Source organism: Petropleomorpha daqingensis (genome assembly GCF_013408985.1).
In the GTDB taxonomy this organism is placed as follows: domain Bacteria; phylum Actinomycetota; class Actinomycetes; order Mycobacteriales; family Geodermatophilaceae; genus Petropleomorpha; species Petropleomorpha daqingensis.
Genome location: NZ_JACBZT010000001.1, coordinates 4,219,416 through 4,244,865 on the forward strand (window position 1 = coordinate 4,219,416; position 25,450 = coordinate 4,244,865).

At 74.4% G+C, this 25,450-nt stretch carries 27 protein-coding genes; 24 read left to right on the forward strand and 3 right to left on the reverse strand.

Annotated features, from left to right (window positions below):
- Positions 1-11 precede the first annotated feature (11 nt).
- The 7 genes from aroC to nusB are packed head-to-tail and all read left to right on the forward strand — an operon-like array spanning position 12 to position 5,315.
- The gene (gene aroC, locus GGQ55_RS20865) at positions 12-1,190 is read left to right on the forward strand and encodes a chorismate synthase (RefSeq protein ID WP_179720027.1); all 1,179 of its coding nucleotides are present in this window, start codon (positions 12-14) and stop codon (positions 1,188-1,190) included.
- Positions 1,187-1,720 carry a shikimate kinase gene (locus tag GGQ55_RS20870; protein WP_179720029.1) on the forward strand — a complete coding sequence of 178 codons (534 nt, stop codon included), beginning with the start codon at positions 1,187-1,189 and terminating at the stop codon, positions 1,718-1,720. Before aroC ends, GGQ55_RS20870 begins: the two co-directional genes overlap by 4 nt.
- Positions 1,717-2,772, forward strand: a complete 1,056-nt coding sequence (aroB, locus tag GGQ55_RS20875) for a 3-dehydroquinate synthase (protein WP_179720031.1) — start codon at positions 1,717-1,719, stop codon at positions 2,770-2,772. Before GGQ55_RS20870 ends, aroB begins: the two co-directional genes overlap by 4 nt.
- Positions 2,769-3,203, forward strand: coding sequence for a type II 3-dehydroquinate dehydratase (gene aroQ, locus GGQ55_RS20880; RefSeq protein ID WP_179720033.1), 435 nt, complete (start codon positions 2,769-2,771; stop codon positions 3,201-3,203). Before aroB ends, aroQ begins: the two co-directional genes overlap by 4 nt.
- Positions 3,200-4,300, forward strand: coding sequence for a M24 family metallopeptidase (locus GGQ55_RS28580; RefSeq protein ID WP_179720035.1), 1,101 nt, complete (start codon positions 3,200-3,202; stop codon positions 4,298-4,300). Before aroQ ends, GGQ55_RS28580 begins: the two co-directional genes overlap by 4 nt.
- Positions 4,301-4,861, forward strand: a complete 561-nt coding sequence (gene efp, locus GGQ55_RS20890) for an elongation factor P (protein WP_179720037.1) — start codon at positions 4,301-4,303, stop codon at positions 4,859-4,861.
- A 10-nt stretch (positions 4,862-4,871) separates the two neighbouring features.
- Complete coding sequence (gene nusB, locus GGQ55_RS20895) at positions 4,872-5,315, forward strand: transcription antitermination factor NusB (RefSeq protein WP_179720039.1); 444 nt, start codon at positions 4,872-4,874, stop codon at positions 5,313-5,315.
- On the opposite strand, the gene GGQ55_RS20900 is transcribed toward nusB, so the two are convergent.
- Both GGQ55_RS20900 and GGQ55_RS28585 read right to left on the reverse strand, forming a co-directional pair.
- The gene (locus GGQ55_RS20900) at positions 5,312-6,247 is read right to left on the reverse strand and encodes a hypothetical protein (RefSeq protein ID WP_179720041.1); all 936 of its coding nucleotides are present in this window, start codon (positions 6,245-6,247) and stop codon (positions 5,312-5,314) included. The two genes, nusB and GGQ55_RS20900, sit on opposite strands and share 4 nt — an antisense overlap.
- A gap of 55 nt (positions 6,248-6,302) precedes the next feature.
- Entirely contained in the window at positions 6,303-6,821 is a 519-nt protein-coding gene (locus GGQ55_RS28585; RefSeq protein ID WP_218859364.1) for a DUF2231 domain-containing protein, read from the reverse strand.
- 53 nt (positions 6,822-6,874) lie between these two features.
- On the opposite strand from GGQ55_RS28585, the gene GGQ55_RS20910 reads away from it, so the two are divergent.
- Entirely contained in the window at positions 6,875-7,417 is a 543-nt protein-coding gene (locus GGQ55_RS20910; protein ID WP_179720043.1) for a TetR/AcrR family transcriptional regulator, read from the forward strand.
- Between the two features lie 57 nt (positions 7,418-7,474).
- Here GGQ55_RS20910 and bldD read toward each other — a convergent pair whose 3' ends face one another.
- On the reverse strand, positions 7,475-8,023 hold the full coding sequence (gene bldD, locus GGQ55_RS20915; RefSeq protein ID WP_179720045.1) for a transcriptional regulator BldD: 549 nt from the start codon (positions 8,021-8,023) through the stop codon (positions 7,475-7,477).
- A gap of 264 nt (positions 8,024-8,287) precedes the next feature.
- Here bldD and pyrR point away from each other — a divergent pair, with 264 nt between their 5' ends.
- From pyrR to GGQ55_RS20995, 16 genes are all read left to right on the forward strand, one after another.
- Positions 8,288-8,911 (forward strand): bifunctional pyr operon transcriptional regulator/uracil phosphoribosyltransferase PyrR, encoded by a 624-nt coding sequence (pyrR, locus tag GGQ55_RS20920; protein WP_179720047.1) that lies wholly within the window; start codon positions 8,288-8,290, stop codon positions 8,909-8,911.
- On the forward strand, positions 8,908-9,828 hold the full coding sequence (locus GGQ55_RS20925) for an aspartate carbamoyltransferase catalytic subunit (protein WP_179720049.1): 921 nt from the start codon (positions 8,908-8,910) through the stop codon (positions 9,826-9,828). The genes pyrR and GGQ55_RS20925 overlap by 4 nt, the downstream gene beginning before the upstream one ends.
- Positions 9,825-11,111, forward strand: a complete 1,287-nt coding sequence (locus GGQ55_RS20930; protein WP_179720051.1) for a dihydroorotase — start codon at positions 9,825-9,827, stop codon at positions 11,109-11,111. Before GGQ55_RS20925 ends, GGQ55_RS20930 begins: the two co-directional genes overlap by 4 nt.
- On the forward strand, positions 11,108-12,217 hold the full coding sequence (carA, locus tag GGQ55_RS20935) for a glutamine-hydrolyzing carbamoyl-phosphate synthase small subunit (protein WP_179720053.1): 1,110 nt from the start codon (positions 11,108-11,110) through the stop codon (positions 12,215-12,217). Before GGQ55_RS20930 ends, carA begins: the two co-directional genes overlap by 4 nt.
- Complete coding sequence (carB, locus tag GGQ55_RS20940; protein ID WP_179720055.1) at positions 12,210-15,503, forward strand: carbamoyl-phosphate synthase large subunit; 3,294 nt, start codon at positions 12,210-12,212, stop codon at positions 15,501-15,503. The genes carA and carB overlap by 8 nt, the downstream gene beginning before the upstream one ends.
- A complete protein-coding gene (locus tag GGQ55_RS20945; protein WP_179720057.1) occupies positions 15,500-16,381 on the forward strand; it encodes an iron-sulfur cluster-binding protein in 882 nt (293 codons plus the stop codon). Before carB ends, GGQ55_RS20945 begins: the two co-directional genes overlap by 4 nt.
- A complete protein-coding gene (locus GGQ55_RS20950) occupies positions 16,378-17,313 on the forward strand; it encodes a dihydroorotate dehydrogenase (RefSeq protein ID WP_179720059.1) in 936 nt (311 codons plus the stop codon). The genes GGQ55_RS20945 and GGQ55_RS20950 overlap by 4 nt, the downstream gene beginning before the upstream one ends.
- On the forward strand, positions 17,310-18,119 hold the full coding sequence (pyrF, locus tag GGQ55_RS20955) for an orotidine-5'-phosphate decarboxylase (protein WP_179720062.1): 810 nt from the start codon (positions 17,310-17,312) through the stop codon (positions 18,117-18,119). The genes GGQ55_RS20950 and pyrF overlap by 4 nt, the downstream gene beginning before the upstream one ends.
- The gene (locus tag GGQ55_RS20960; protein WP_179720065.1) at positions 18,116-18,418 is read left to right on the forward strand and encodes a hypothetical protein; all 303 of its coding nucleotides are present in this window, start codon (positions 18,116-18,118) and stop codon (positions 18,416-18,418) included. The genes pyrF and GGQ55_RS20960 overlap by 4 nt, the downstream gene beginning before the upstream one ends.
- A gap of 451 nt (positions 18,419-18,869) precedes the next feature.
- The gene (gene mihF, locus GGQ55_RS20965; RefSeq protein WP_179720067.1) at positions 18,870-19,199 is read left to right on the forward strand and encodes an integration host factor, actinobacterial type; all 330 of its coding nucleotides are present in this window, start codon (positions 18,870-18,872) and stop codon (positions 19,197-19,199) included.
- A 63-nt stretch (positions 19,200-19,262) separates the two neighbouring features.
- Positions 19,263-19,868 (forward strand): guanylate kinase, encoded by a 606-nt coding sequence (gene gmk, locus GGQ55_RS20970; protein ID WP_366489886.1) that lies wholly within the window; start codon positions 19,263-19,265, stop codon positions 19,866-19,868.
- Between the two features lie 15 nt (positions 19,869-19,883).
- A complete protein-coding gene (gene rpoZ / locus GGQ55_RS20975; RefSeq protein WP_179720069.1) occupies positions 19,884-20,147 on the forward strand; it encodes a DNA-directed RNA polymerase subunit omega in 264 nt (87 codons plus the stop codon).
- 38 nt (positions 20,148-20,185) lie between these two features.
- Complete coding sequence (gene coaBC, locus GGQ55_RS20980) at positions 20,186-21,463, forward strand: bifunctional phosphopantothenoylcysteine decarboxylase/phosphopantothenate--cysteine ligase CoaBC (protein ID WP_494546178.1); 1,278 nt, start codon at positions 20,186-20,188, stop codon at positions 21,461-21,463.
- Between the two features lie 83 nt (positions 21,464-21,546).
- Positions 21,547-22,737 carry a methionine adenosyltransferase gene (gene metK, locus GGQ55_RS20985; RefSeq protein WP_179720073.1) on the forward strand — a complete coding sequence of 397 codons (1,191 nt, stop codon included), beginning with the start codon at positions 21,547-21,549 and terminating at the stop codon, positions 22,735-22,737.
- Positions 22,738-22,789: 52 nt separating this feature from the next.
- Positions 22,790-24,748, forward strand: coding sequence for a primosomal protein N' (locus GGQ55_RS20990; RefSeq protein ID WP_366489888.1), 1,959 nt, complete (start codon positions 22,790-22,792; stop codon positions 24,746-24,748).
- A 7-nt stretch (positions 24,749-24,755) separates the two neighbouring features.
- Complete coding sequence (locus GGQ55_RS20995; protein ID WP_179720075.1) at positions 24,756-25,445, forward strand: aspartate/glutamate racemase family protein; 690 nt, start codon at positions 24,756-24,758, stop codon at positions 25,443-25,445.
- Positions 25,446-25,450: the final 5 nt, after the last annotated feature.

Consider the following 25,450-nt stretch of genomic DNA (forward strand, 5'->3'; position numbering starts at 1 on the left):
AGAATGTCGCCATGTTGCGCTGGCTGACCGCCGGTGAGTCGCACGGCCAGCAGCTCACCGCCATCCTCGAGGGCCTGCCGGCCGGCGTCGAGGTCCGCAGGGAGGACATCGACGCCGCCCTGGCCCGCCGTCGTCTGGGACACGGTCGCGGGGCGCGGATGTCCTTCGAGCAGGACGAGGTCACCGTCACCGGCGGCGTCCGGCACGGCCTGAGCATGGGCGGCCCGATCGCGATCCAGGTGGGCAACACCGAGTGGCCCAAGTGGACGACGGTCATGTCGGCGGACCCGGTGGACCCCGAGGTGCTCGCCGGCCAGGCCCGCAACGCCCCGCTCACCCGCCCGCGGCCCGGCCACGCGGACCTCGCGGGCATGCAGAAGTACGGCTTCGACGACGCCCGCCCGGTGCTGGAGCGGGCCAGCGCGCGCGAGACCGCGGCCCGGGTCGCGCTCGGCGCCGTCGCGCAGGCCTTCCTGCGGCAGACCCTCGGCGTCGAGGTGGTCAGCCACGTCGTCGCGATCGGCCCGGTCACCGTCCCCGACGGCGTCGTCCCCGGCCCGGACGACACCGCGCGGATCGACGACGACCCGGTGCGCTGCGCCGACCCGGCCACCAGCGAGCGGATGGTCGCCGAGATCGACGACGTCCGGAAGAACGGCGACACCCTCGGTGGGGTGGTCGAGGTCGTCGTCCACGGCCTGCCCCCGGGCCTGGGCAGCCACGTGCACTGGGACCGGAGGCTGGACTCGCGGCTGGCCGGCGCGCTCATGGGCATCCAGTCGGTCAAGGCGGTCGAGGTCGGCGACGGGCTGGAGACCGCCCGCCGTCGCGGCTCGGTGGCCCACGACGAGATCGTTCCCTCGGAGGCGGGCGTGCGGCGGCTGACCGACCGCGCCGGCGGCATCGAGGGCGGCATGACCAACGGCGAGGTGCTGCGGGTCCGCGCCGCGATGAAGCCGATCTCCACCGTCCCGCGGGCGCTGCAGACCGTCGACGTGGCCACCGGCGACCCCGCCGTCGCGATCAACCAGCGCAGCGACGCCTGCGCGGTTCCTCGCGGGACCGCCGTCGCCGAGGCGATGGTCGCCCTCGTGCTCGCCGACGCGGCGCTGGAGAAGTTCGGCGGCGACTCGGTGCCCGAGACCCGCCGCAATGTGCAGGCCTACCTCGACTCGCTCGCGATCCGATGAGCGGCCCGCTCCTGGTGCTCGTCGGTCCTCCGGCGTCGGGCAAGACCACGGTGGGCACGGCGGTGGCCGACCTGCTCGGGGTCGAGTTCCGCGACACCGACGCCGACATCGAGGACGTCGCCGGGACGACGGTCGCCGACCTGTTCGTGCAGTACGGCGAGCCGCACTTCCGCGCCCTGGAGGAGCAGGCGGTGTCCCGCGCGCTGGCCGAACACGACGGCGTGCTCGCCCTCGGTGGCGGCGCGGTCACCAGCGCGGCCACCCGCGCGCTGCTCGTCGCGCACGCCCACGACGGCGGCACGGTCGTCTGGCTGGACGTCGACCTGCCCTCGGCGGCCAAGCGGGTCGGGCTGTCCCGCGACCGGCCGATCCTGGGCGTGAACCCGCGCGCGATGCTGCGGCAGATGCTGGAGACCCGGGCGCCGCTCTACGCCGAGGTGTCCACCGCGACCGTGCCCACCGGCGGCCGCGAGCCCGGTGACGTCATCGCCGACGTCGCGGCCCTGCTGACCTCGAGGACCACGCCGTGAGGCGGGTGACCGTCGCCGGCGACAAGCCCTACGAAGTCGTCATCGGCCCGGGCGCGGCCGCCGAGCTCGGTCTCGTGCTGGCCGGGACGGCGCGGGCCGCGGTCGTGCACGCGCCGCCGCTCGCCGCGGTCGCCGGGGCCGCGGTCGAGGCGCTGCAGACCGCCGGCGTCGCCGCCGAGGCGGTCGTCGTCCCCGACGGCGAGGCCGCGAAGACCGCCCAGGTCGCCGCGCAGGTGTGGGAGGAGTTCGGCCGGCTCGGGCTGACCCGCTCGGACGCGGTGGTCGGTGTCGGCGGGGGAGCGGTCACCGACCTCGCCGGGTTCCTGGCCGCCACCTGGACCCGGGGCGTCCGCGTCGTGCAGGTGCCGACCAGCCTGCTGGGCATGGTCGACGCCGCGGTCGGCGGCAAGACCGGCATCAACACCGGCGCCGGCAAGAACCTGGTCGGGGCGTTCCACCCGCCGGCCGCCGTCCTCGCCGACACCGACGTCCTGACCGGGCTGTCCGACGCGGAGTTCCGCAGCGGGCTGGCCGAGGTGGTCAAGTGCGGCTTTCTCGCCGACGGCCGCATCCTCGAGCTGCTGGCCGCCGACCCGACCGGTCGCCGCGACACGGCCGAGCTGATCGAGCGTGCGGTGCAGGTCAAGGCCGACGCGGTGGGGGAGGACCTCTTCGACACCGGGCGCCGGGAGTACCTGAACTACGGGCACACCCTCGGCCACGCCATCGAGCGGATCGAGGACTTCGGCTGGCGGCACGGCGAGGCGGTCGCCGTCGGGCTCGTGTTCGCCGCCGAGCTCGGCGTGCAGGCCGGGCTGCTCGACCGCGCCGCCGCCGACCGGCACCGCGACCTGCTCACCGCGATGGGCCTGCCCACCCGGTACCGCGGCGACTGGGCGCGGCTGCAGTCGGTGATGCGGGTGGACAAGAAGGCCCGCGGCGCGTCCCACCGCTTCGTCGTCCTCGACGGCATGGGCAATCCCACGATCCTGACCGATCCCGACCAGGCCTGGCTCGACGCCGCCTGGGCAGCAGTTGCGGAGGCAGCGTGACGATCCAGGTCCTCAACGGCGCCAACCTCGGCCGGCTCGGCAGCCGCGAGCCGGACAAGTACGGCGCCACCACCTACGCCCAGCTCGTCGAGATCGTCGAGAAGACGGGGCACGAGCTGCAGATGGAGGTGCGGATCCGGCAGACCGACGACGAGGCCGAGCTGCTGCGCTGGGTGCACGAGGCCGCCGACGCCGACGACCCCGTGGTGATCAACCCGGCGGGCTGGTCGCACACCTCCGTCGTCCTGCGCGACGCGCTGGCCATGGTCGGCGCCCCGGTGATCGAGGTGCACCTCACCAACATCCACCGGCGCGAGGACTTCCGGCACCACTCCTACGTCTCCGGCGTCGCCACGGGCGTCATCGCCGGGCTCGGGGTGGAGGGGTACGTGCTCGCGCTGCAGTGGATGGCGCTGCGGGGCGTCCGGTGAGGACGGCCGAGCGGCGGGACCGGCTCCGGGCCACCGCCGCCGAGCGGGGGCTGGACGCCGTCCTGGTCACCAACCTGCTCAACGTCCGCTACCTGACCGGCTTCACCGGGTCGAACGGCGCGCTGCTCGTCCGTACCGACGGCGCTGACCTGTTCGGCACCGACGGCCGCTACGTCACGCAGGCCGGCGTCCAGGTGCCCGACGTCGAGCTGCTGGTCGACCGCAGCACCGTGGCGAGCCTGGCCGCCGAGGCGGTCCGCCGCGGGGTCGGCCGGATCGGCTACGAGAGCCACGACGTCACCGTCGACGGCCTGGCCGCGCTGCAGCGCGTCCTCGCCGACACCGCCGCCGGGGGGACCGTGCCCGAGCTCACCTCGATCCGCCGGGCGGTGGAGGCGCAGCGGCTGATCAAGGACGACGACGAGATCGAGGCGCTGCGCCGCGCGTGCGCGATCGCCGACCGGGCGCTGGCCGAGCTCGCGAGCGAGGGCGCGCTGCGGCCGGGCCGCACCGAGCGGCAGGTCGGCCGGGAGCTCGACGCTCGGATGCTGGCGCTGGGCGCCGAGGCGCCGTCCTTCGAGACGATCGTGGCCGCGGGCGCGAACTCGGCGATCCCGCACCACCGGCCCGACGCCACCGAGCTGCGCGCCGGTGACTTCCTCAAGCTGGACTTCGGCGCCACCGTCGACGGCTACCACTCCGACATGACGCGCACCGTCGTCCTGGGGGAGCCGGCCGACTGGCAGCGGGAGATCTACGCGCTGGTGGCCGCCTCGCAGGCGGCCGGGCGGGCGGCGCTGGCGATCGGCACCGACGTCGTCGCCGTCGACAACGCCTCCCGCGACGTGATCGCCGAGGCCGGGCACGGCGAGCACTTCCTGCACGGGCTGGGGCACGGCGTCGGCCTCGAGATCCACGAGGCACCGAGCATCGGCCCGCTGGGCACGGGTACCCTGGCCGCCGGCATGGCCGTCACCGTGGAGCCCGGCGTCTACCTCGCCGGCCACGGCGGTGTCCGGATCGAGGACACGCTCGTCGTCACGGCGGACGCGCCCGAGTTGTTGACCCTCACGAGCAAGGAACTGCTGGTCCTCTAGATGGCTACCACCAACGACCTCAAGAACGGCATGGTCCTCAACCTCGACGGCCAGCTCTGGGCCGTCACCGAGTTCCAGCACGTCAAGCCCGGCAAGGGCGGTGCGTTCGTGCGCACCACGCTGAAGAACGTGCTCTCGGGCAAGGTCGTCGACCGCACCTTCAACGCCGGCACCAAGGTCGACACGGCCACCGTCGACAAGCGCGGCATGACCTACCTGTACAAGGACGGCGCCGACTACGTCTTCATGGACGGCGACACCTACGAGCAGATCCACGTCCCGGGCGAGACGGTCGGCGACGGCGCGAACTACCTGCTGGAGAACACCGAGGCAACGGTCGCCGTCCACGAGGGGACGCCGCTGTACGTCGAGCTCCCGGTGACGATGGAGCTCGTCGTCGAGCACACCGACCCGGGCCTGCAGGGCGACCGCTCCACCGGTGGCACCAAGCCCGCCACCCTGGAGACCGGCGCGCAGATCCAGGTGCCGCTGTTCGTCAACACCGGCGACAAGCTCAAGGTCGACACCCGCGACGGCCGGTACCTCGGCCGCGCCAACTGACCTCTCTGCCATGGCCGCACGGTCCAAGGCACGCAAGCGGGCCGTCGACGTCCTCTACGCCGCCGATCTCCGCGGGGACGACCGCCTGGAGATGCTCGCCGCGGAGGTCGAGGTCGGGCAGCCGCCGGTGAACGAGTACACCGTGCGGCTGGTCGAGGGCGTGGCGGCGCACGCCGGCGAGATCGACCGGCTGATCGACGAGCACGCCGCGAACTGGTCGCTCGAGCGGCTGCCGGACGTCGACCGCGCGATCCTGCGCATGGCGGTGTTCGAGCTGCGCTGGGCCGACGACGTCCCCGACCCGGTGGCGATCGACGAGGCCGTGCAGCTGGCCAAGAACCTCTCCACCGACGACTCGCCGGCGTTCGTCAACGGCGTCCTGGCCGCGATCGCCGAAGCGCCGACACCGTCGTCCTACCCGACGACACCGCGGCCAGGAGCCGTCCCCGACTAGGCGGAGCCGCTGTCGGCGCGCTCGTCGGGGACCCTCCGGGCCCCACTCCTCGCGGCCACCACGGCGGTCAGCAGCAAACCTGCCGTCCAGCCGGCGAGCACGAGCGTCGCCTGCAGGTGGCCGGACTCGAAGCCGTGGACGGTGTCGGCCGGGCCCTCGGGACGCGAGTGGTCCGGGATGAACAGGCCGAACTCCTCGAGCAGGGACAGCACGCCGCCCCCCGGCGTCCAGGGCGTGGCGACCGGTGCCAGCAGCCACAGCGCCGTCTCGACGCCGAGCCAGCCGGCCAGCGCACCGCCGGCGACGAGCAGCCGGCCGCGGGCCAGCCGGCCCACGCCGACGCCGAGCAGCGCCAGCAGCACGGTGAGCACGACCGCGCGTCCGGCCGCGGGGAGCAGGCGATCCCACACCGGGAGATCCCACGGCTCCGGCCACTCGTCGGCCGGCCCGGCGACCGCGTGCAGGAACGCCGCGGAGCCCACCGCGACCACCTGGCCGACGACGGCGAAGCCCGCAGCCCCCGCGACCACGGCGGCGAACCGGGTGGTCGACCGGCGCAGGCCGGCGAGCAGGCCGAGCGCGCCGGTGACCACCGCGGCCCAGAAGACGGCGTCCGGGGCGTCCCGCCCGAACTCGTAGGGCTCGGCGACGATGTACGGGTCGAGCGCGACGTCCTCCGCGCGCACCGGCAGGCCGCAGCCCTCGCCGGGGGCGAGATCCGGTGGGCGGTCCGGGTCGGCGAAGCAGGCCGCCCGCTGGGCGTCGATGCCGGCCACGTACTCCGCGACCCGGTGGTGGGCAGCGGCCAGCTCGGCCGCGCCGGGCGTCCGGTAGGTGCTCAGCGCGAGGGCGAGCAGCGCCAGCCAGCAGGCCAGCGCCAGCCCGCCGAGGAGCAGGAACGGACGGCGGCGCGGCGGGGCGGGGCGGAGCACGGCGGCGAATGCTGACCGAGCTCTGGTGAGCTGTCCAGGGGATCGGCCGCGGCGGTCAGCCGAGGTCGCGGCCGCTGCCCATGTGGCCACCGAGGAAGGCCGCGGCGAGGAGCGGCACGTCGGCCACGCTGCTGAGCGCGATACCGAGCCGGTGGCGATCCCGCGCGCGGGCCGCCCAGGAGGCGGCGTACAGCAGGGTGGCCAGGCCGTTGAGCGATGCGTGCGTCATGCCCGCGCGCTGGGTGCGGCGGCCGGCAGCGGCCCACTCGGCCCAGCCGGCGATCGCCGTCGGGACCGCGGCGGCGACGCCGAGCGCCATCAGCCGGGTGGCGGCACGACGGGATCCCTCGTCGCGGAACAGGTCGAGGTACTGGGCCATCCACCACGCGCCGAACGGCGCGTCGGTGAGGATCTCGTGGAGCGGGACGCCGGTCGCGTCGCCGTGCAGGATCCGGCGTGGGAGGTCCTTGGCCACCAGCCGGTCCGCCACGGGGGTCAGCGCGTCGATGGTGCGGTCCCAGCGCGGGCTGTGCTCGAGCCGCCGGAGCAGTCGCGTGTACGGGTCGTCGCTCACGTCGGCAAGCTACTACTGGCGTAGTGCGCTGTCACTACGTTTATAGTGTTCGGGTGACGACCACCCGGAGCCGGGCCGTCGACGCGGCCATCGAGCTGATCGGTACGCAGGGCCTGCGCGCGATGACGCACGGCCGCATCGACGCGCACGCCGGCCTGCCGAGAGGCTCGGCCTCCAACGCCTTCCGGACCCGGCGTGCGCTGCTGTCGGGCGTCCTGGACCGCCTGCTGGACGTCCAGCTGACCGACGTGGGGGAGGTGCTCCGGCCGGCGACGGCGGAGGAGCTCGTCGAGGACCTGTGCACCCTGCTGGAACGGGCGACCGGCCCCGAACGGGTGCAGACCGCGGCTCGCCTGGCGCTGTTCGTCGAGGCCGGGCACGAGCCGGACCTGCGGGAACCCCTGGCGCGGGGGCGGGCGACGATGGAGGCGCCGGTCCTGCTGGTGCTGGCGCAACTGGGCGCGCGCGATCCGCGCGCCGCGACCGCCGTGGTCGTGGCCTGCCTCCAAGGACTGCTGCTGCGCCGCATCTCCGGCCTCGACGACGCCGACCCGCGCCCGGTGGTCGCGCGGGTGGTGGCCGCCGCCCTGGCCTGAACCGGCCGCGGACGGCGAGGGCCCCGACCGCGTCGGCGGCCGGGGCCCCGTCCTGCGTCAGCGCGGGGTGCGGCGGCGCTCCCAGTGCGGGTCGACCTCGTCGTCCTCGTCGTCGCCGGCCGAGGCGATGCCCTCCATGCCGGGGGACAGGACACCCCACTCGATGAGCCGCGAGGTCAGCTCGTCGGGGCTCATGTCGTAGATGATCGCCAGCGACTTGAGGTCCTCGGCGCGGATCGAGAGGACCTTGCCGTTGTAGTCGTGCCGCTGCGCCTGGATGGTCGACGCGTACCGGGCCAGCGGACCCGCCTCGTCGGCCGGGAGCGAGCCCAGCGACTCGAGGTTCAGCACGATCTTGGTCGTCGAGGTGACCGCGGAGCTCGGCCGCGGGTCGGGAAGCAGCTCCGATACCGGCACGCCGTAGAAGACGGCGAGCTCGGAGAGCCGCTGGACGGTCACCGCCCGGTCGCCACGCTCGTAGGAGCCGACGACCACGGCCTTCCAGCGCCCGTGCGACTTGTCCTCCACGCCCTGCAGGGACAGGCCCTGCTGGTTGCGGATCGCGCGGAGCCGGGCCCCCAGTGCCCGTGAGTAATCGGTGCTCATGCTGTCCTGCTCACTGTCCGTCGTCGGGAAGGGCGGTCATCGGTCACTGAGCGTACTGGTCCGGCCAGAGACGCAACAGCAGGACACACCCTGGCAGTCCAGCCGCGAGCAGGGGAGAGGCACCCTCGCGGCACGAGTACGGACTTTTCTCCCGTGCGGCGGCCCCGCCCCCGGTCCGGACCTGTCGGCGCGGTGCAGTACGGTGGCACGCGGTCCACCCCACTCCTTTAACGACCCGTCCCGTGAGGCGGGGAAGGAGGCCTGATGGCCGGCTCGTCCTCTGCTGCGCCAAGCAATTCTGAAGCGCGCAGCCCCGCAGCGCCGGGAGCGCTGCTTTCCGCCACCGATGTCGCCCGCGTGGTCGACCGGATGGCCCACCAGCTCATCGAGAAGTGCGCTCGGGGTGGTGGGGAGGGAGACAACACAGCGGACCTCTCCCATCTCGTGCTGGTCGGCATCCCCACGCGCGGCGCCCCGCTGGCCCGCCGCCTCGCCGCCCGCGTCGAGGCCTTCTCCGGCACACCGGTCGACGTGGGCACCGTCGACATCACGCTCTACCGCGACGACCTGCGGATGCGCGGCGTCCGGGCGCTGGAGCCCACCGTGCTGCCGGCCGCCGGCATCGACGGGCGGCTCGTCGTCCTGGTCGACGACGTCCTGTTCTCCGGCCGCTCGGTGCGGGCCGCGCTCGACGCGCTGCGCGACCTCGGCCGCCCGCGCGCGGTGCAGCTCGCCGTCCTGGTCGACCGGGGCCACCGCGAGCTGCCGATCCGCGCCGACTACGTCGGCAAGAACGTGCCGACGTCGCGCAGCCAGTCCGTCAAGGTCCGGCTGGCCGAGATCGACGGGGCCGACGAGGTGCTGGTGACCGAGGGGGAAGCCACGTGAAGCGACACCTGCTGGAGGCGGCCGACCTCGACCGGGACGACGCAACCCTGGTCCTCGACACCGCCAAGGAGATCGAGTCCGCGCTGGCCGGGCGCGAGGTCAAGAAGCTGCCGACGCTGCGCGGCCGCACGGTGGTGAACCTGTTCTTCGAGGACTCCACGCGCACGCGGATCTCCTTCGAGCTGGCGGCCAAGCGCCTCTCCGCCGACGTCATCAACTTCTCGGCCAAGGGCTCCAGCGTCAGCAAGGGCGAGAGCCTCAAGGACACCGCGCTGACGCTCGAGGCGATGGGAAGCGATGCGATCGTCGTCCGCCACTCGGCGTCCGGGGCCCCGCACCGGCTGGCGCACTGGGTGCGCGGCAGCGTGGTCAACGCCGGCGACGGCACGCACGAGCACCCGACGCAGGCCCTGCTGGACGCCTACACGATCCGGCAGCGGCTGGGCCGGCTCGAGGGCGTGCGGGTGACGATCGTCGGCGACGTCCTGCACAGCCGGGTCGCCCGCTCCAACGTGCGCCTGCTGCACACCCTCGGCGCCGAGGTCACCCTGGTCGCGCCGCCGACGCTGCTGCCGGTCGGTGTGGAGAGCTGGCCGGTGACGGTCGGCTACGACCTCGACGCCGCGCTGCCCAAGGCCGACGTGGTGATGATGCTGCGGGTGCAGGCCGAGCGGATGAACGCCTCGTTCTTCCCGAGCGCCCGCGAGTACAGCCGCCGCTACGGCCTCGACGCCGTCCGCATGGCGGCGCTGGCCGACGAGGCGATCGTCATGCACCCCGGCCCGATGAACCGGGGCATGGAGATCGCCGCCGAGGTCGCCGACTCGGTCCGCTCGACGATCGTCGAGCAGGTCGGCAACGGCGTGAGCGTCCGCATGGCCGTCCTGTACCTGCTGCTCGGGGGAGCTCCTCAGTGACCACTCTGATCAAGGGGGCTCGCCTCTACGGCGAGGACCCCGTCGACGTCGTGCTCAAGGACGGCGTGATCACCTCCGTCGGCGAGCACCTCTCGGTGCCGACCGCCGAGGTGATCGACGCCGACGGGCTGATCGCGCTGCCCGGCCTGGTCGACCTGCACACCCACCTGCGCGAGCCCGGCCGCGAGGACACCGAGACCGTCGAGACCGGCAGCCGCGCCGCCGCGCTCGGTGGCTTCACCGCGGTGCACGCCATGGCCAACACCGATCCGGTCGCCGACACCGCCGGCGTCGTCGAGCAGGTCTGGCGCCTGGGCCAGGAGGCCGGGCTGGTGGACGTGATCCCGGTCGGGGCGGTCACCGTGGGCCTGGCCGGCGAGCGGCTGGCCGAGCTGGGCGCGATGGCCGACTCCGCGGCCCGGGTGCGGGTGTTCTCCGACGACGGCAGGTGCGTCGCCGACCCCGCGCTCATGCGCCGGGCGCTGGAGTACGTCAAGGCGCTGGACGGCGTCGTCGCCCAGCACGCCGAGGAGCCCCGCCTGACCGTGGGCGCGCAGATGAACGAGGGCGACCGCTCGGCGCGCCTCGGCCTGGGCGGCTGGCCCGCCGCGGCGGAGGAGTCGATCATCGCCCGCGACGTGCTGCTCGCCGGGCACGTCGGCGCCCGGCTGCACGTCTGCCACGTCTCCACCGCCGGGTCGGTGGAGATCCTGCGCTGGGCCAGGTCCCGCGGCGTGCAGGTCACCGCCGAGGTCACCCCGCACCACCTGCTGCTCACCGACGAGTGCGTCGAGGGCTACGACCCGGTGTTCAAGGTCAACCCGCCGTTGCGCACCGACGAGGACGTGCACGCGCTGCGCGCCGCGCTCGCCGAGGGGGTGATCGACGCGGTCGCCACCGACCACGCCCCGCACGCCGTCGAGGACAAGGAGTGCGAGTGGGCGATGGCCCGGCCCGGGATGCTCGGGCTGGAGCAGGCGCTGTCGGTCGTCGTCCAGACCATGGTCGAGCCCGGGCTGCTCGACTGGCGCGGCGTCGCCGACCGCATGTCGGTGCGGCCCGCGGCGATCGGCCGGCTCCCCGGCCACGGCCGGCCGCTGAGTCCCGGTGAGCCGGCCAACCTGGTGCTGCTGGATCCCGCCGCGCGCTCGGTCGTCGACCCGGCCGCGCTGGCCAGCCGCAGCCGCAACAGCCCCTACGCCGGCCGGGAGCTGCCCGGCCGCGTGGTGCACACGTTCCTCAGGGGAGCCCAGACGGTGACCGACGGAAAGGCAGTGAAGTGAGCGAGGCCCTCCTGGTGCTGGAGGACGGCAGGACGTTCCGGGGCGAGGCCTACGGCGCGGTCGGGACGACGGTCGGCGAGGCGGTGTTCGCCACCGGGATGACCGGCTACCAGGAGACGCTGACCGACCCGAGCTACGCCGGGCAGATCGTCGTCATGACCGCCCCGCACATCGGCAACACCGGGGTCAACGACGAGGACGACGAGAGCAGCCGGATCTGGGTCGCGGGCTACGTCGTCCGCGACCCCGCCCGGCGCCCGGCCAACTGGCGGGCCACCGGCACGCTGGACGACGAGCTGCGCGAGCAGGGCGTCGTCGGGATCAGCGGCATCGACACGCGCGCGCTGACCCGGCACCTGCGCGAGCGGGGCGCGATGCGCGCCGGCATCTCCAGCGAGCTCGACGCCGAGCAGCTGCTCGAGAAGGTGCAGGCCGCCGAGAGCATGGTCGGCGCCGACCTCGCCCCGACGGTGAGCACCGACGAGCGCTACGTCGTCCCCGCGGTGGGGGAGAGGCGCTACCAGATCGCGGCGCTCGACCTGGGCATCAAGACCGCCACCCCGCGGCACCTGGCCGAGCTCGGCGTCGAGACCCACGTGCTGCCGGCCACGGCGACCGCCGAGGAGCTGCTCGCCGCCGGGCCGGACGGGGTGTTCCTCTCCAACGGCCCCGGCGACCCGGCGGCCGCGGACTACGCGGTCGAGACGGTCAAGGGCGTGCTCGACGCCCGCCGGCCGCTGTTCGGCATCTGCTTCGGCAACCAGATCCTCGGCCGCGCGCTGGGCCTGGGCACCTACAAGCTGCGCTTCGGCCACCGCGGTCTCAACCAGCCGGTGCTCGACCGGGTGACCAACAGCGTGCGGGTGACCAGCCACAACCACGGCTTCGCCGTCGACGCCGCGCTCGACCGGCCCACCGACACCCCCTACGGGCAGGTCGAGGTCAGCCACGTCGGCCTCAACGACGACGTCGTCGAGGGGCTGCGCTGCCTCGAGGTGCCCGCGTTCAGCGTCCAGTTCCACCCGGAGTCGGCGGCCGGCCCGCACGACGCCGCCCCGCTGTTCCAACGTTTCGTCGACCTGATGGAGGAGCAGCGCAGTGCCTAAGCGGGACGACATCCACCACGTGCTGGTGATCGGCTCCGGGCCGATCGTCATCGGCCAGGCCAGCGAGTTCGACTACTCCGGCACCCAGGCCTGCCGCGTGCTCAAGGCCGAGGGGCTGCGGGTCAGCCTGGTCAACAGCAACCCGGCGACGATCATGACCGACCCCGAGGTCGCCGACGCCACCTACGTCGAGCCGCTCACCCCGGAGTTCGTCGAGCGGGTGATCGCCAAGGAGCGCCCCGACGCGCTGCTGGCGACCCTCGGCGGGCAGACCGCGCTCAACATCGCCATCGGCCTCTACGAGAACGGCGTCCTGGAGAAGTACGGCGTCCGGCTGATCGGCGCCGACGTCGACGCGATCAACCGCGGCGAGGACCGCCAGCTGTTCAAGGACATCGTCCGCTCGGTCGGCGCCGACGCCCCGCGCTCCACGGTCTGCGCCTCCGTCGAGGAGGCGCTGGCCACCGCGGCCGAGGTCGGCTACCCCGTCGTCATCCGGCCCTCGTTCACCATGGGCGGCCTCGGCTCGGGCATCGCCACCGACGAGCCGATGCTGCGCCGCATGGCCGGCCACGGCCTGGCCGACTCCCCGGTGCACACGGTGCTCATCGAGGAGTCGGTGCTCGGCTGGAAGGAGTACGAGCTCGAGCTCATGCGCGACCGCAGCGACAACGTGGTCGTCATCTGCTCGATCGAGAACGTCGACGCCATGGGCGTGCACACCGGCGACTCGGTGACCGTCGCCCCGGCGATGACGCTCACCGACCGCGAGTACCAGCGGATGCGCGACGTCGGCATCGACGTCCTGCGCGCGGTCGGGGTGGACACCGGCGGCTGCAACATCCAGTTCGCCGTCCACCCCGAGACCGGCCGGCTCGTCGTCATCGAGATGAACCCGCGGGTGTCCCGGTCGTCGGCGCTGGCGTCGAAGGCGACCGGCTTCCCGATCGCGAAGATCGCCGCGAAGCTGGCGATCGGCTACACCCTCGACGAGATCCCCAACGACATCACCGGCGTCACCCCGGCCTCCTTCGAGCCGGCGCTGGACTACGTCGTGGTGAAGATCCCGCGGTTCGCGTTCGAGAAGTTCCCCGGCGCCGACCCGCGGCTGACCACGACGATGAAGAGCGTCGGCGAGGTCATGGCGCTGGGCCGCAACTTCCCCGAGGCGCTGGGCAAGGCGATGCGGTCGACCGAGACGTCGGTGGCCGGCTTCTGGACCGGTGGGGACGACGGCTCGACCGCCGAGGAGCTGCTCGAGGCCCTGCGGACGCCGGTCGACGGCCGGCTCTACCTGGCCCAGCGCGCCCTGGCCGCCGGGGCGACCGTCGAGCAGGTGTCTGCCGCCTCCGGCTACGACGCGTGGTTCGTCGACCAGATCGCGCTCGTGAACGAGATCGGCGAGGAGATCCGCGACGCGCCGGCGCTGACCGCCGCGCTGCTGCGGAGGGCCAAGCGGCACGGCCTGTCCGACCGGCAGATCGCGGCGCTGCGCCCCGAGCTGGCGGGGGAGGACGGCGTCCGGCGGCTGCGCTGGCGGCTCGGCGTCCGGCCGGTCTACAAGACGGTCGACACCTGCGCGGCCGAGTTCGCGGCCCGCACGCCCTACCACTACTCCTCCTACGACGAGGAGAACGAGGTCGAGCCGCGGGACAAGCCCGCCGTCCTCATCCTCGGCAGCGGCCCCAACCGGATCGGGCAGGGCATCGAGTTCGACTACTCCTGCGTGCACGCCGTCATGGCGCTGCAGGACGCCGGCTACGAGGCGGTGATGGTCAACTGCAACCCCGAGACCGTCTCCACCGACTACGACACCGCCGACCGGCTCTACTTCGAGCCGCTGACCTTCGAGGACGTCCTCGAGGTGGTGGAGGCCGAGCGCGCCGCCGGCGAGGTGGCCGGGGTGATCTGCACCCTGGGCGGGCAGACCCCGCTGGGGCTGGCGCAGCGCCTCAAGGACGCCGGCGTGCCGGTGCTCGGCACCGCGCCGGAGGCGATCGACCACGCCGAGGACCGCGGCGCGTTCTCGCGGGTGCTGCACGACACCGGCCTGCTGGCGCCCAAGCACGGCACGGCGACCGCGTTCCCCGAGGCGCGCGAGATCGCCGCCGAGATCGGCTACCCGGTGCTGGTGCGGCCCTCGTACGTGCTCGGTGGCCGGGGCATGGAGATCGTCTACGACGACGCCACGCTCGAGGCCTACATCGCCAAGGCCACCGACGTCAGCCCCGAGCACCCGGTGCTGGTCGACCGGTTCCTGGAGGACGCCGTCGAGATCGACGTCGACGCCCTCTACGACGGCACCGAGCTCTACCTCGGCGGCGTCATGGAGCACATCGAGGAGGCCGGCATCCACTCCGGCGACTCGGCGTGCGCGCTGCCGCCGATCACCCTGGGCTCGGCCGACCTGATCCGGATCCGGGCGGCCACCGAGAAGCTCGCCGCCCGGATCGGCGTCCGCGGGCTGATGAACGTCCAGTACGCGGTCAAGGACGACATCCTGTACGTGATCGAGGCCAACCCGCGGGCGTCGCGGACGGTGCCGTTCGTGTCCAAGGCGACGGCGGTGCAGCTGGCCAAGGCGGCGGCCCGGATCGCGGTGGGGGAGACGATCGCCCAGCTGCGCGCCGCCGGCGTGCTCCCGGCGACCGGCGACGGCACCGACCTGCCCGAGGACATGCCGATCGCGGTCAAGGAAGCGGTGCTGCCGTTCCACCGCTTCCGCACCGTCGAGGGGCAGAACGTCGACACGGTGCTCGGCCCGGAGATGAAGTCCACCGGCGAGGTCATGGGGCTCGACTCGGGCTTCGGGACGGCGTTCGCCAAGTCGCAGGCCGCCGTCTACGGCGACCTGCCGACCGAGGGCACCGTGTTCGTCTCGCTGGCCAACCGCGACAAGCGCTCGGCGATCTTCCCGGTCAAGCGGCTGGCCGACCTCGGCTTCACGGTTCTGGCGACCTCGGGCACGGCGCAGGTGCTGCGCCGCAACGGGGTCGCCTGCGAGGTGGTCGGCAAGTACAGCGACGGCCCGGGCAACTGCGTCGAGCGGATCCTCGCCGGCGACGTCGACATCGTGGTCAACACCCCGTTCGGCGCCCCCGGCAACAGCGGGCCCCGCTTGGATGGCTACGAGATCCGCACCGCCGCGGTGGCCGCCGGCATCCCGTGCATCACCACGGTGCAGGGCATGGCCGCCGCGGTGCAGGGCGTCGAGGCGCTGCGGGCCGGGGGCCTGAGCGTGCGCAGCCTGCAAGAGGTGCACGAGGCGCTGCGGGCCTCGTCGTGACCGGGCCGCTGACGCAGCCGGCCGCGCCGGCGACGAACCGGCCGGTGCAGCGCGAGGTCGAGGTGGTCGGCCGCCGGCCGGTGGCGGCCTACGTGGAGCTGACCCTCGCCGCCCCGGAGATCGCGGCCGCCGCCGAGCCCGGGCAGTTCGTCGCGTTCGCCGTGGGTGGCCCGCTGTCGGCCGCGCTGCTGCGCCGCTCGATCGCCATCGCCGGCACCGGCGAGGACACCGTCACCGTCGTCGTCGCACCGCACGGGGTCGGCTCGACCTGGCTGACCGGGCTGCAGCCCGGCGACCGGGTGGACGTCGTCGGGCCGCTGGGCCGCCCCTTCCCGCTGCCGTCGCCGGGCACCTCGGCGCTGCTGGTCGGTGGCGGCTACGGGGCCGCGGCGCTGGTCCCGCTGGCTTCTGCGCTCGCGGCGCAGGGCTCACCGGTCGCCGCGGTCGCCGGCGCCGCCTCGGCCGACCGGCTGTGCTCGCTCGACGAGCTCGCCGCGGCCGGGGCGCGGGTCGAGGTCACCACGGACGACGGCAGCGCCGGTCGCGAGGGGCTGGTGACCCTCGCCGTCGACGAGCTGATCGGCGACGCCGGGGTGGTCTACGCGTGCGGGCCGATGCCGATGCTGCGCGCGGTCGCGTCCGCCGCGACCGACCGCGGGATCCCCTCCTACGTGGCGGTGGAGGAGGCCATGGCCTGCGGGATCGGCGTCTGCATGACCTGCGTGCTGCCGGTGATCGGCGCCGACGGACGCAGCCGCTTCGCCCGCTCCTGCGCCGAGGGCCCGGTGTTCGGCGGCGACCGCGTCCGCTTCGCCGACGTCGGCCGCCTGCCCGCCGACCTCCTGGGCGCGGATGCGATGGGGGTGCTGCCGGCATGACGACTCCTCGACCTGTCGACATGTCGACCACGCTGGGCAAGGCCGAGATCCCGAGCCCGGTGCTCACCGCCTCCGGCTGCTCGTCGTTCGGCCGCGAGCTCGAGCCGTTCGTCGACCTCACCGCGATCGGCGCGGTGGTCACCAAGTCGGTCCAGCTGCGCCCGCGGTCGGGCCGCCCGACGCCGCGGATGGCCGAGACGCCCAGCGGCATGCTCAACTCGATCGGCCTGCAGGGCCCGGGCATCGACGGGCTGCTGGCCGAGGAGCTGCCGTGGCTGGCCGAGCGCGGGGTGCGCGCGTTCGTCTCCATCGCCGGCACCCGCGTCGAGGACTTCGCCGAGCTCGCCCGCCGGCTGGCCGGCGTCCCCGGCGTCCTCGGCCTCGAGGTCAACATCAGCTGCCCGAACGTGGAGAGCCGCGGCGAGGTCTTCGCCTGCGACCCGGTGGCCGCGCACGACGTCGTCGCCGCCGTCCGCGAGGCCGCCGACCCGGCGCAGCCGGTCTACGCCAAGCTCAGCCCCGACGTCACCGACATCGTCTCGGTCGCGCGGTCGGTCGCCGACGCCGGCGCCGACGGGCTGTCGATGATCAACACGCTGCTCGGCCTGGTCATCGACCCCGACACCATGAAGCCGGTGCTCGGCGGGGTCACCGGGGGGCTGTCCGGCCCGGCCATCCGCCCGGTCGCCCTGCGCTGCGTCTGGCAGGTGCACGCGGCGCTCCCCGACGTGCCGATCCTCGGCATGGGCGGCATCCGCAGCGGGCTCGACGCCCTGCAGTTCGTGCTCGCCGGCGCGAGCGCGGTCAGCGTCGGGACGGCGGTCTTCAACGACCCCACCGCCGTGGCCCGGGTGCACACCGAGCTCGAGCAGGCGCTGGCCGACCGCGGGTTCGCCTCGCTGGCCGAGGCCGTCGGGTACGCCCACCGATGAGGACGTTCGGGGAGCGGCTGAGCGACGCCGTCGGCGCCCGGGGGCCGCTGTGCGTCGGCATCGACCCGCACGTGCCGCTGCTGGCGAAGTGGGGGCTGCCGGACAGCCCCGAGGGCCTGGCGCGGTTCACCGACGCCGTCGTCGACGCGCTCGCGGGCTCCGTCGCCGTCCTCAAGCCCCAGCTGGCCTTCTACGAGCGGCACGGCTCGCGCGGGCTCGCCGTCCTGGAGGACGCCGTCCCGCGGGCCCGGGCCGCCGGGGCCCTGGTGCTGCTCGACGCCAAGCGCGGCGACATCGGCTCGACCATGGACGCCTACGCCGACTACCTGCGCCCCGACCACCCGCTCGCCATCGACGCGATGACGGTCAGCCCGTTCCTCGGGCCCGACTCGCTGCAGCCGGCCGTCGACACCGCCCGGGAGTTCGGCGGCGGGCTGTTCGTGCTCGCGCGCACCTCCAACCCGGACGCGGGCACGCTGCAGCACGCGGTCGTGGGGGAGCGCACCGTGGCGCAGGCCGTCGTCGACACCGTGGGCGGGTGGAACGCCGCCGACGGGTCCGGCTCCTTCGGCGTCGTCGTCGGGGCCACCCTCGCGGAGATGGACGTCGACCTCGACCGTCTCGGCGGGCCGGTCCTCGCGCCGGGGCTCGGTGCCCAGGGCGGCTCGGTGGCCGACGTCCGGCGGCTGTTCGGCGCCGGCGTCAGGGTGCTGCCCTCGGTGTCGCGGGACGTGCTCGCCGCCGGTCCCGATCCTGCGGCCCTGCGCGCCGCGGCCGACCGCTGGGCTGCCGAGCTCGCCGGATGAGACGCGCGCTGCCCTGGCTCCTGGCCGGCGCCGGGGTCGCCCTCCTGGTCGCGGGTGTGGCGGTGTTCTGGCTGGCGAACCTGCGACCCACCGGATGGACGGCGTACACGGCCGACGTGCCGCTGCGGGCCTACCAGAGCTCGCTGACGCTCTCCTTCGAGGGCGGCACCGTGCTCTGGACGGGGCAGCACCTGCTCGGGGCCGGCCTGGCGGTGCTCGGCCTGCTGCTCCTGGCGGGAACGGGCGGCTGGCTGCTGGGCCGCCGCGCCGGACGCCGCCTCGCCCATACCGAGGGCTGACCCTCCGCCGCTCGGCGAGAAGGCGATCCGTGCACGCGACACGCGCGCACACGCCGGTGGGCCGGGCACGGACTGCGTGCTCGGCCGACTCGGCCGGCAGCCCTGCGGGACGAAAGTCCCTGCTCACCGGCGTGCTGGCCGTCACGGCGGCGTCACCGCCCGGCGTGTCGCGCATGGCGTGTCTCCCGGGCGCGTCCTCGGCACGATTACGGATCGCGACGAGCCGTAACGCGCTGACCAGCGGGGATGACGGTGTGTCACCGCTGGCGCGGACAGTGGGTGAACGGGCCAGGTCCAGATCTCGACGATCTCGCGGAGGAGGCGCGTGACCAGCGCATATGCCGGGAACTAGGTTGTCCGCCGGGCACGTACCGCGCGCCCGGAACCGACCGAAGCACCACCCGACCCGCCGGGTCCAGACCTCCGGCGACGACGCGATTGGGTCGCAACCATGCCTCTTCCTTCCCTCACCCCCGAGCAACGTGCCGCTGCTCTCGAGAAGGCCGCCGCGGCCCGCAAGGCACGGGCCGAGCTCCGAGAACGGCTCAAGAGCAAGGGCGCGACCGTCGGTGACGTCCTCAAGCAGGGCGAGACCGACGAGGTGATCGGCAAGATGCGCGTCTCCGCGGTGCTCGAGTCGCTGCCCGGCGTCGGCAAGGCGCGGGCGGCGAAGATCATGGAGCGCCTGGAGATCTCCCCGACGCGGCGCGTCCGCGGCCTCGGCGCCAACCAGCGCAAGGCGCTGGAGCAGGAGTTCGCCGGGGAGAAGGCCACCTCCTGATCGACACCCCTCGCCGACGGGGGCGGCGGGGGGTGGCGCACGGCGCTGGGTGAGAATCGACGAGTGGTAGACGCTCCGGCACGGCTGACCGTGCTCTCCGGCCCCTCGGGGGTCGGCAAGGGCACCGTGGTGGCGGAGGTCCGCCGCCGGCACCCCGAGGTCTGGGTGTCGGTGTCGGTGACCACCCGGGCGCGCCGCCAGGGCGAGGTCGACGGGGTGCACTACCACTTCGTGGACGACGCCGAGTTCGACCGGCTGATCGCCGAGGACGGCCTGCTGGAGTGGGCCGAGTACGCAGGCAACCGCTACGGGACGCCGGTGGCCCCGGTCCGCGAACGCCTCGCGGCCGGGGCGCCGGCGCTGCTGGAGATCGAGCTGCAGGGCGCGCGGCAGGTGCGGGAGCGCCAGCCCGAGGCCCAGCTGGTGTTCCTCGCCCCGCCGTCCTGGGCGGTGCTGGTCAGCCGGCTCGCCGGCCGCGGCTCCGAGCCCGCCGAGGTCCAGGAGCGCCGGCTGGCCATCGCGCAGGCCGAGCTGGACGCCGCCGGGGAGTTCGATCGGGTGGTCGTCAACGACGACGTGGCCCGGGCAGCCGACGAGTTGGTAAGCTTGCTGACTGCGCCGTCGTCCCCGTGCCTGAGCCAGGGCACCGGCGCTCCCACCACCGACTGAGGAGCCTGCCCGCACGTGTCCGGAGTCGCACCCCACCCCGAGGGCATCACCAACCCGCCGATCGACGAGCTGCTCGAGCGCACCAGCAGCAAGTACGGCCTGGTGATCTTCGCCGCCAAGCGCGCGCGGCAGATCAACGCCTACTACAGCCAGCTCTCCGAGGGCCTGCTGGAGTACGTCGGCCCGCTGGTCGACACCGCCCCCCAGGAGAAGCCCCTGTCGATCGCGCTGCGCGAGATCAACGAGGGCCTGCTCACCCACACCGCGGGTGAGAACTGATCCGCACCCCCAAGTAGTGACCACGCCCCCGGCACCTCGTGCCGGGGGCGTCGTCGTCTAGGGAGAATGAGCACATGAGCCGGATCGTGCTGGGTGTCAGCGGGGGAGTGGCCGCCTACAAGGCCGCCCTCCTCCTGCGGCTGTTCACCGAGGCCGGCCACGACGTCCGGGTCGTCCCGACGCCGGGTGCGCTGCACTTCGTCGGCGCGGCCACCTTCGAGGCCCTCTCCGGCAACCCGGTGACCACCGACGTCTGGTCCGACGTGCCCGAGGTCGCGCACGTGCGCATCGGGCAGACCGCCGAGCTCGTCGTGGTCGCCCCGGCCACCGCCGACCTGCTCGCCCGCGCCGCCGCCGGCCGCGCCGACGACCTGCTCACCGCCACGCTGCTCACCGCCTCCTGCCCGGTGGTGTTCGTGCCGGCGATGCACACCGAGATGTGGCGGCACCCCGCCACCCAGGACAACGTCGCCACGCTGCGCCGCCGCGGGGCGATCGTGCTGCCGCCCGCCGTCGGCCGGCTGACCGGGCCCGACTCCGGTCCCGGCCGGCTGCCCGAGCCCGCCGACATCGCCGCGCTCGCGCTGGTCGTCCTGGAGCAGGGGGCCGCCGCGCTCCAGCAGGACCTCGTCGGCCGGCGGGTCGTGATCAGCGCCGGCGGCACCCGCGAGCCCCTCGACCCGGTGCGCTTCCTGGGCAACCGCTCCTCGGGCAAGCAGGGCTGGGCGCTCGCCAGGGTCGCCGCCGCCCGCGGCGCCGACGTCGTCCTGGTGGCGGCCAACGTCGAGCTGCCCGCGCCGTTCGGGGTGCGCGTCGTCGACGTCGGGACGGCGGAGGAGCTGCGCGCGGCCATGCTGGCCGAGGCCGTCGACTCCGGGCAGGGGGCCGCCGACGTCGTCGTCATGACCGCGGCCGTGGCCGACTTCCGGCCCGAGAACGTGGCCACCACCAAGCTCAAGAAGGACAGCGCCGCCGAGCCGTCGTCGGTGCCGCTGGCGCGCAACCCCGACGTCCTCGTCGAGCTCGTGACGAAACGGGCGGCCGGTCAGCTGGTCGTCGGCTTCGCCGCCGAGACCGGGGACGACGAGGGCGACGTCCTCGCGCACGGGCGGGCCAAGCTGGCCCGCAAGGGCTGCGACCTCCTGGTGGTCAACGACGTCTCGGGGGGCCAGGCGTTCGGCCGGCCGGACAACGCGGCCGTCGTCCTCGGCGCCGACGGCAGCGCCGTCGAGGTCCCGCGCGGCAGCAAGGACGCCGTCGCGGCCGCCATCTGGACCGCCGTGGCCCCCCGGTTGGGCCGCCCTACCGACGGCTGACCGCCCCTGTGTCCAGGTCCGCCCGGTAACGTTTCCCCAACGCGCGTCCCCGACGCCCCGCCCGTCGACCCAGGGAGTACCGAGTGCCACGCCGTCTCTTCACGTCCGAGTCGGTGACCGAGGGCCACCCGGACAAGATCGCCGACCAGATCAGCGACTCGATCCTGGACGCGATGCTGGCCCAGGACCCGCGCAGCCGGGTCGCGGTCGAGACGCTGATCACCACCGGCCAGGTGCACGTCGCCGGTGAGGTCACCACCGAGGGCTACGTCGACATCCCCTCGATCGTCCGCGAGACGATCCTGGGCATCGGCTACGACTCCTCCCGCAAGGGCTTCGACGGCGCCTCCTGCGGGGTGAGCGTGTCGATCGGCTCGCAGTCGCCCGACATCGCCCAGGGCGTCGACACCGCCTACGAGGCGCGCACGTCCGGCTCGGCCGACGACGCCATCGAGCGGCAGGGCGCCGGCGACCAGGGCCTGATGTTCGGCTACGCCACCGACGAGACCCCCGAGCTCATGCCGCTGCCGATCGCCCTGGCCCACCGGCTCTCGCGGCGCCTCTCCGCGGTGCGCAAGGACGGGTCGGTGCCCTACCTGCGCCCGGACGGCAAGACCCAGGTCACCGTCGTCTACGAGGACGACCGGCCGGTCGCCGTCGACACCGTCGTGGTCTCCTCGCAGCACGCCGAGGACATCTCGATCGAGCAGCTGCTCACCCCGGACATCCAGGAGCTCGTCGTCGAGCCCGAGCTGCAGGCGCTCGGCCTGCCCTCGACCGGCTACCGGCTGCTGGTCAACCCGACCGGCAAGTTCGTGATCGGCGGCCCGATGGGCGACGCCGGCCTCACCGGCCGCAAGATCATCGTCGACACCTACGGCGGCATGGCGCGGCACGGCGGCGGCGCGTTCTCCGGCAAGGACCCGTCGAAGGTCGACCGCTCCGCCGCCTACGCGATGCGCTGGGTGGCCAAGAACGTCGTGGCCGCCGGCCTGGCCAAGCGCTGCGAGGTGCAGGTCGCCTACGCGATCGGCGCCGCGCACCCGGTGGGCCTGTTCGTCGAGACCTTCGGCACGGGCGCGGCTCCGGACGACGTCCTGGAGAAGGCGATCACCTCGGTGTTCGACCTGCGCCCGGGCGCGATCGTGCGCGACCTCGACCTGCTGCGGCCGATCTACCGGCCCACCGCCGCCTACGGCCACTTCGGCCGCACCGACGGCGACTTCCCGTGGGAGCGGCTGGACCGCGTCGAGGCGCTCCGCGCCGCAGTCTGAGGAGCTGTTCCAGCGCGTCACCACTGTCGGTAGCGGTTGGGAGACTGGGCCCGTGGTGATCGCACGGGTCGTCGTCGACGTGCCGCTGGCCCATCTGGACCGGCCGTTCGACTACGCCGTCCCCGACGAGCTGGCCGACGAGGTGCGGGCCGGCTGCCGGGTGCGCGTGCGCTTCGCCGGTCAGCTCGTGGACGGGTTCGTGCTCGAGCTGGGCGACACGACCGAGCACACCGGCAAGCTCGCGCCGCTGGCCAAGCTGGTCTCCGGCGAGCCGGTGCTCACCCCCGAGGTCGCCGAGCTGGCCCGGTCGGTGGCCGACCGCTGGGGCGGCACGATGACCGACGTCCTGCGGCTGGCCGTCCCGCCCCGCCGCGCCGCCGCCGAGAAGCGCCCGCGCGCCGACCGGCCGGCGCCCCCGGAGCCGCCCGACCCGGCCGGGTTCGCCCGCTACCCGACCGGGCCGATGCTGCTCGACGCCGTCGCCGCCGGGGCGCCGGCCCGCGCCGTCTGGACCGCGCTGCCCGGCGAGGACTGGCCCGCCCGCCTGGCCGAGCTCTGCCAGGCCGCGCTCTCGGGCGGCCGCGGTGCGCTGGTCGTCGTCCCCGACGGCAAGGACCTCGACCGGCTCGAGGCGGCCGCCGACCGCGTGCTGCCGAAGGGGTCGTTCGTCGTGCTCCGGGCCGACGCGGCGCCGGACACCCGCTACCGCCGGTTCCTCGACGCCGCCCGCGGCAGCGCCACGGTGGTGCTCGGCACCCGGGCGGCCGCGCTGGCCCCGGTCGCCGACCTCGGGCTGGTGGCGATCTGGGACGACGGCGACGACCTGCACGCCGAGCCCCGGGCGCCCTACGCCCACGCCCGCGACGTGCTCGTGCACCGCGCGCACCTGGCCTCCTGCGCGGCGGTCGTGGCCGGGACGGCGCGCACCGCGGAGGCGGCCCTGCTCGTCGAGTTCGGGTGGGCGCACCAGCTGGTCGCCGACCGCGCCACGCTGCGCGCCGCCGCACCGCGGGTGCAGGCCCTCGGGGACGACGCCGAGCTGGCCCGCGACCCCGCCGCCCGGACCGCCCGGCTGCCCAGCCTGGCTCACCGCGTCGCCCGGCAGACCCTCGCCGACGGCGCACCCGTGCTGGTGCAGGTGCCGCGGGCCGGCTACGCGCCGGGGCTGTCCTGTGCGCGCTGTCGCGCGCCCGCGCGCTGCGCGGTCTGCTCCGGGCCGCTGGGCATCTCGGCCACGCCCGGGCCCGGCGGCTCCCGGGTCCCCGCGTGCCGCTGGTGCGCGCGACCCGCGGCCACCTTCGACTGCCCGCACTGCCACCACACCAAGCTGCGCGCCTCCGTGGTCGGCGCGGCGCGCACCGCCGAGGAGCTGGGCCGGGCCTTCCCCGGAGCGGCGGTGCGCGTCTCCGGCCGCGGCTCGGGCGTGCTCGCCACGGTCCCGGGCGGGCCGGCGGTCGTCGTCGCCACGCCGGGGGCGGAGCCCGTCGTCGAGGGCGGCTACGGCGCGGCGCTGCTGCTGGACTCGTGGGCGCTGCTCGGCCGGGCGGACCTGCGGGCGGGGGAGGAGACGCTGCGCCGCTGGATGAACGCGGCCGCGCTCGTGCGACCGGGCGGGCAGGTCGTGGTCGCCGCCGATGCCGCGCACCCCGTCGTCCAGGCGCTGGTCCGCTGGGACCCGGCGGGGCTGGCCGAGCGCGAGCTCGCCGACCGCCGGGAGCTGGGTTTCCCGCCGATCACCCGGATGGCCTCGCTCACCGGCTCGGCGGCCGCGCTGGCCGAGTTCCTCGAGGCGGCCCGGCTGCCCGACGACGCCGACCTGCTGGGCCCGGTGCCCGAACCGCCCCGGCCGGGTCAGGACACCGACGGCGACCGCGAGCGCTACCTGGTCCGGGTGCCACGGGGCGAGGGGCTCGCACTGGCCCGGGCGCTGGCCGAGGTGCAGGGCGTGCGCAGCGCCAAGAAGGTCGCCGAGCACGTCCGCGTGCAACTGGACCCGCTGGACCTGATCTGATGCGACCGTGACGACGATCGGCCTGCTCGGCGGGATGAGCTGGGAGAGCAGCGCGCTGTACTACCAGCTGCTCAACGAGGCCGTGCGCGACCGGCTCGGCGGCCTGCACTCGGCGCGCTGCGTGCTGCTCTCGGTGGACTTCGCCGAGATCGAGCGGCTGCAGGTCGCCGGCGACTGGGAGCGGGCCGGCGAGCTGCTCGCCGCCGACGCGCAGGCCCTCGAGGCGGCCGGCGCGGACCTGGTGCTGCTGTGCACCAACACCATGCACAAGGTCGCCGGGGCGCTGACCGCCGTCCTGTCCGTGCCGCTGCTGCACATCGGCGACGTCACCGCCGAGGCCGTGCGCGCGGCCGGGGTGCACCGGGTCGGGCTGCTCGGCACCGCCTTCACGATGGAGCAGCCGTTCATGAGCGACCACCTGGCGGCGAGGGGCCTGCACGTGCACGTCCCGGACCCGGTCGACCGGGCAGTGGTGCACCGGATCATCTACGAGGAGCTGTGCCTCGGGATCGTCCGCGAGGAGTCGCGCGAAGCGGTGCGGGCGGTGATCGAGCGCCTGGTCGCCGAGGGCGCCGACGGCATCGTGCTCGGCTGCACCGAGCTGGAGCTGCTGCTCGGCGACGACGACGCCGACGTCCCGCTGTTCCCGACGACGAAGCTGCACGTCGAGGCCGCCGTGGCCGCCGCGCTGGCGTAGCGGGC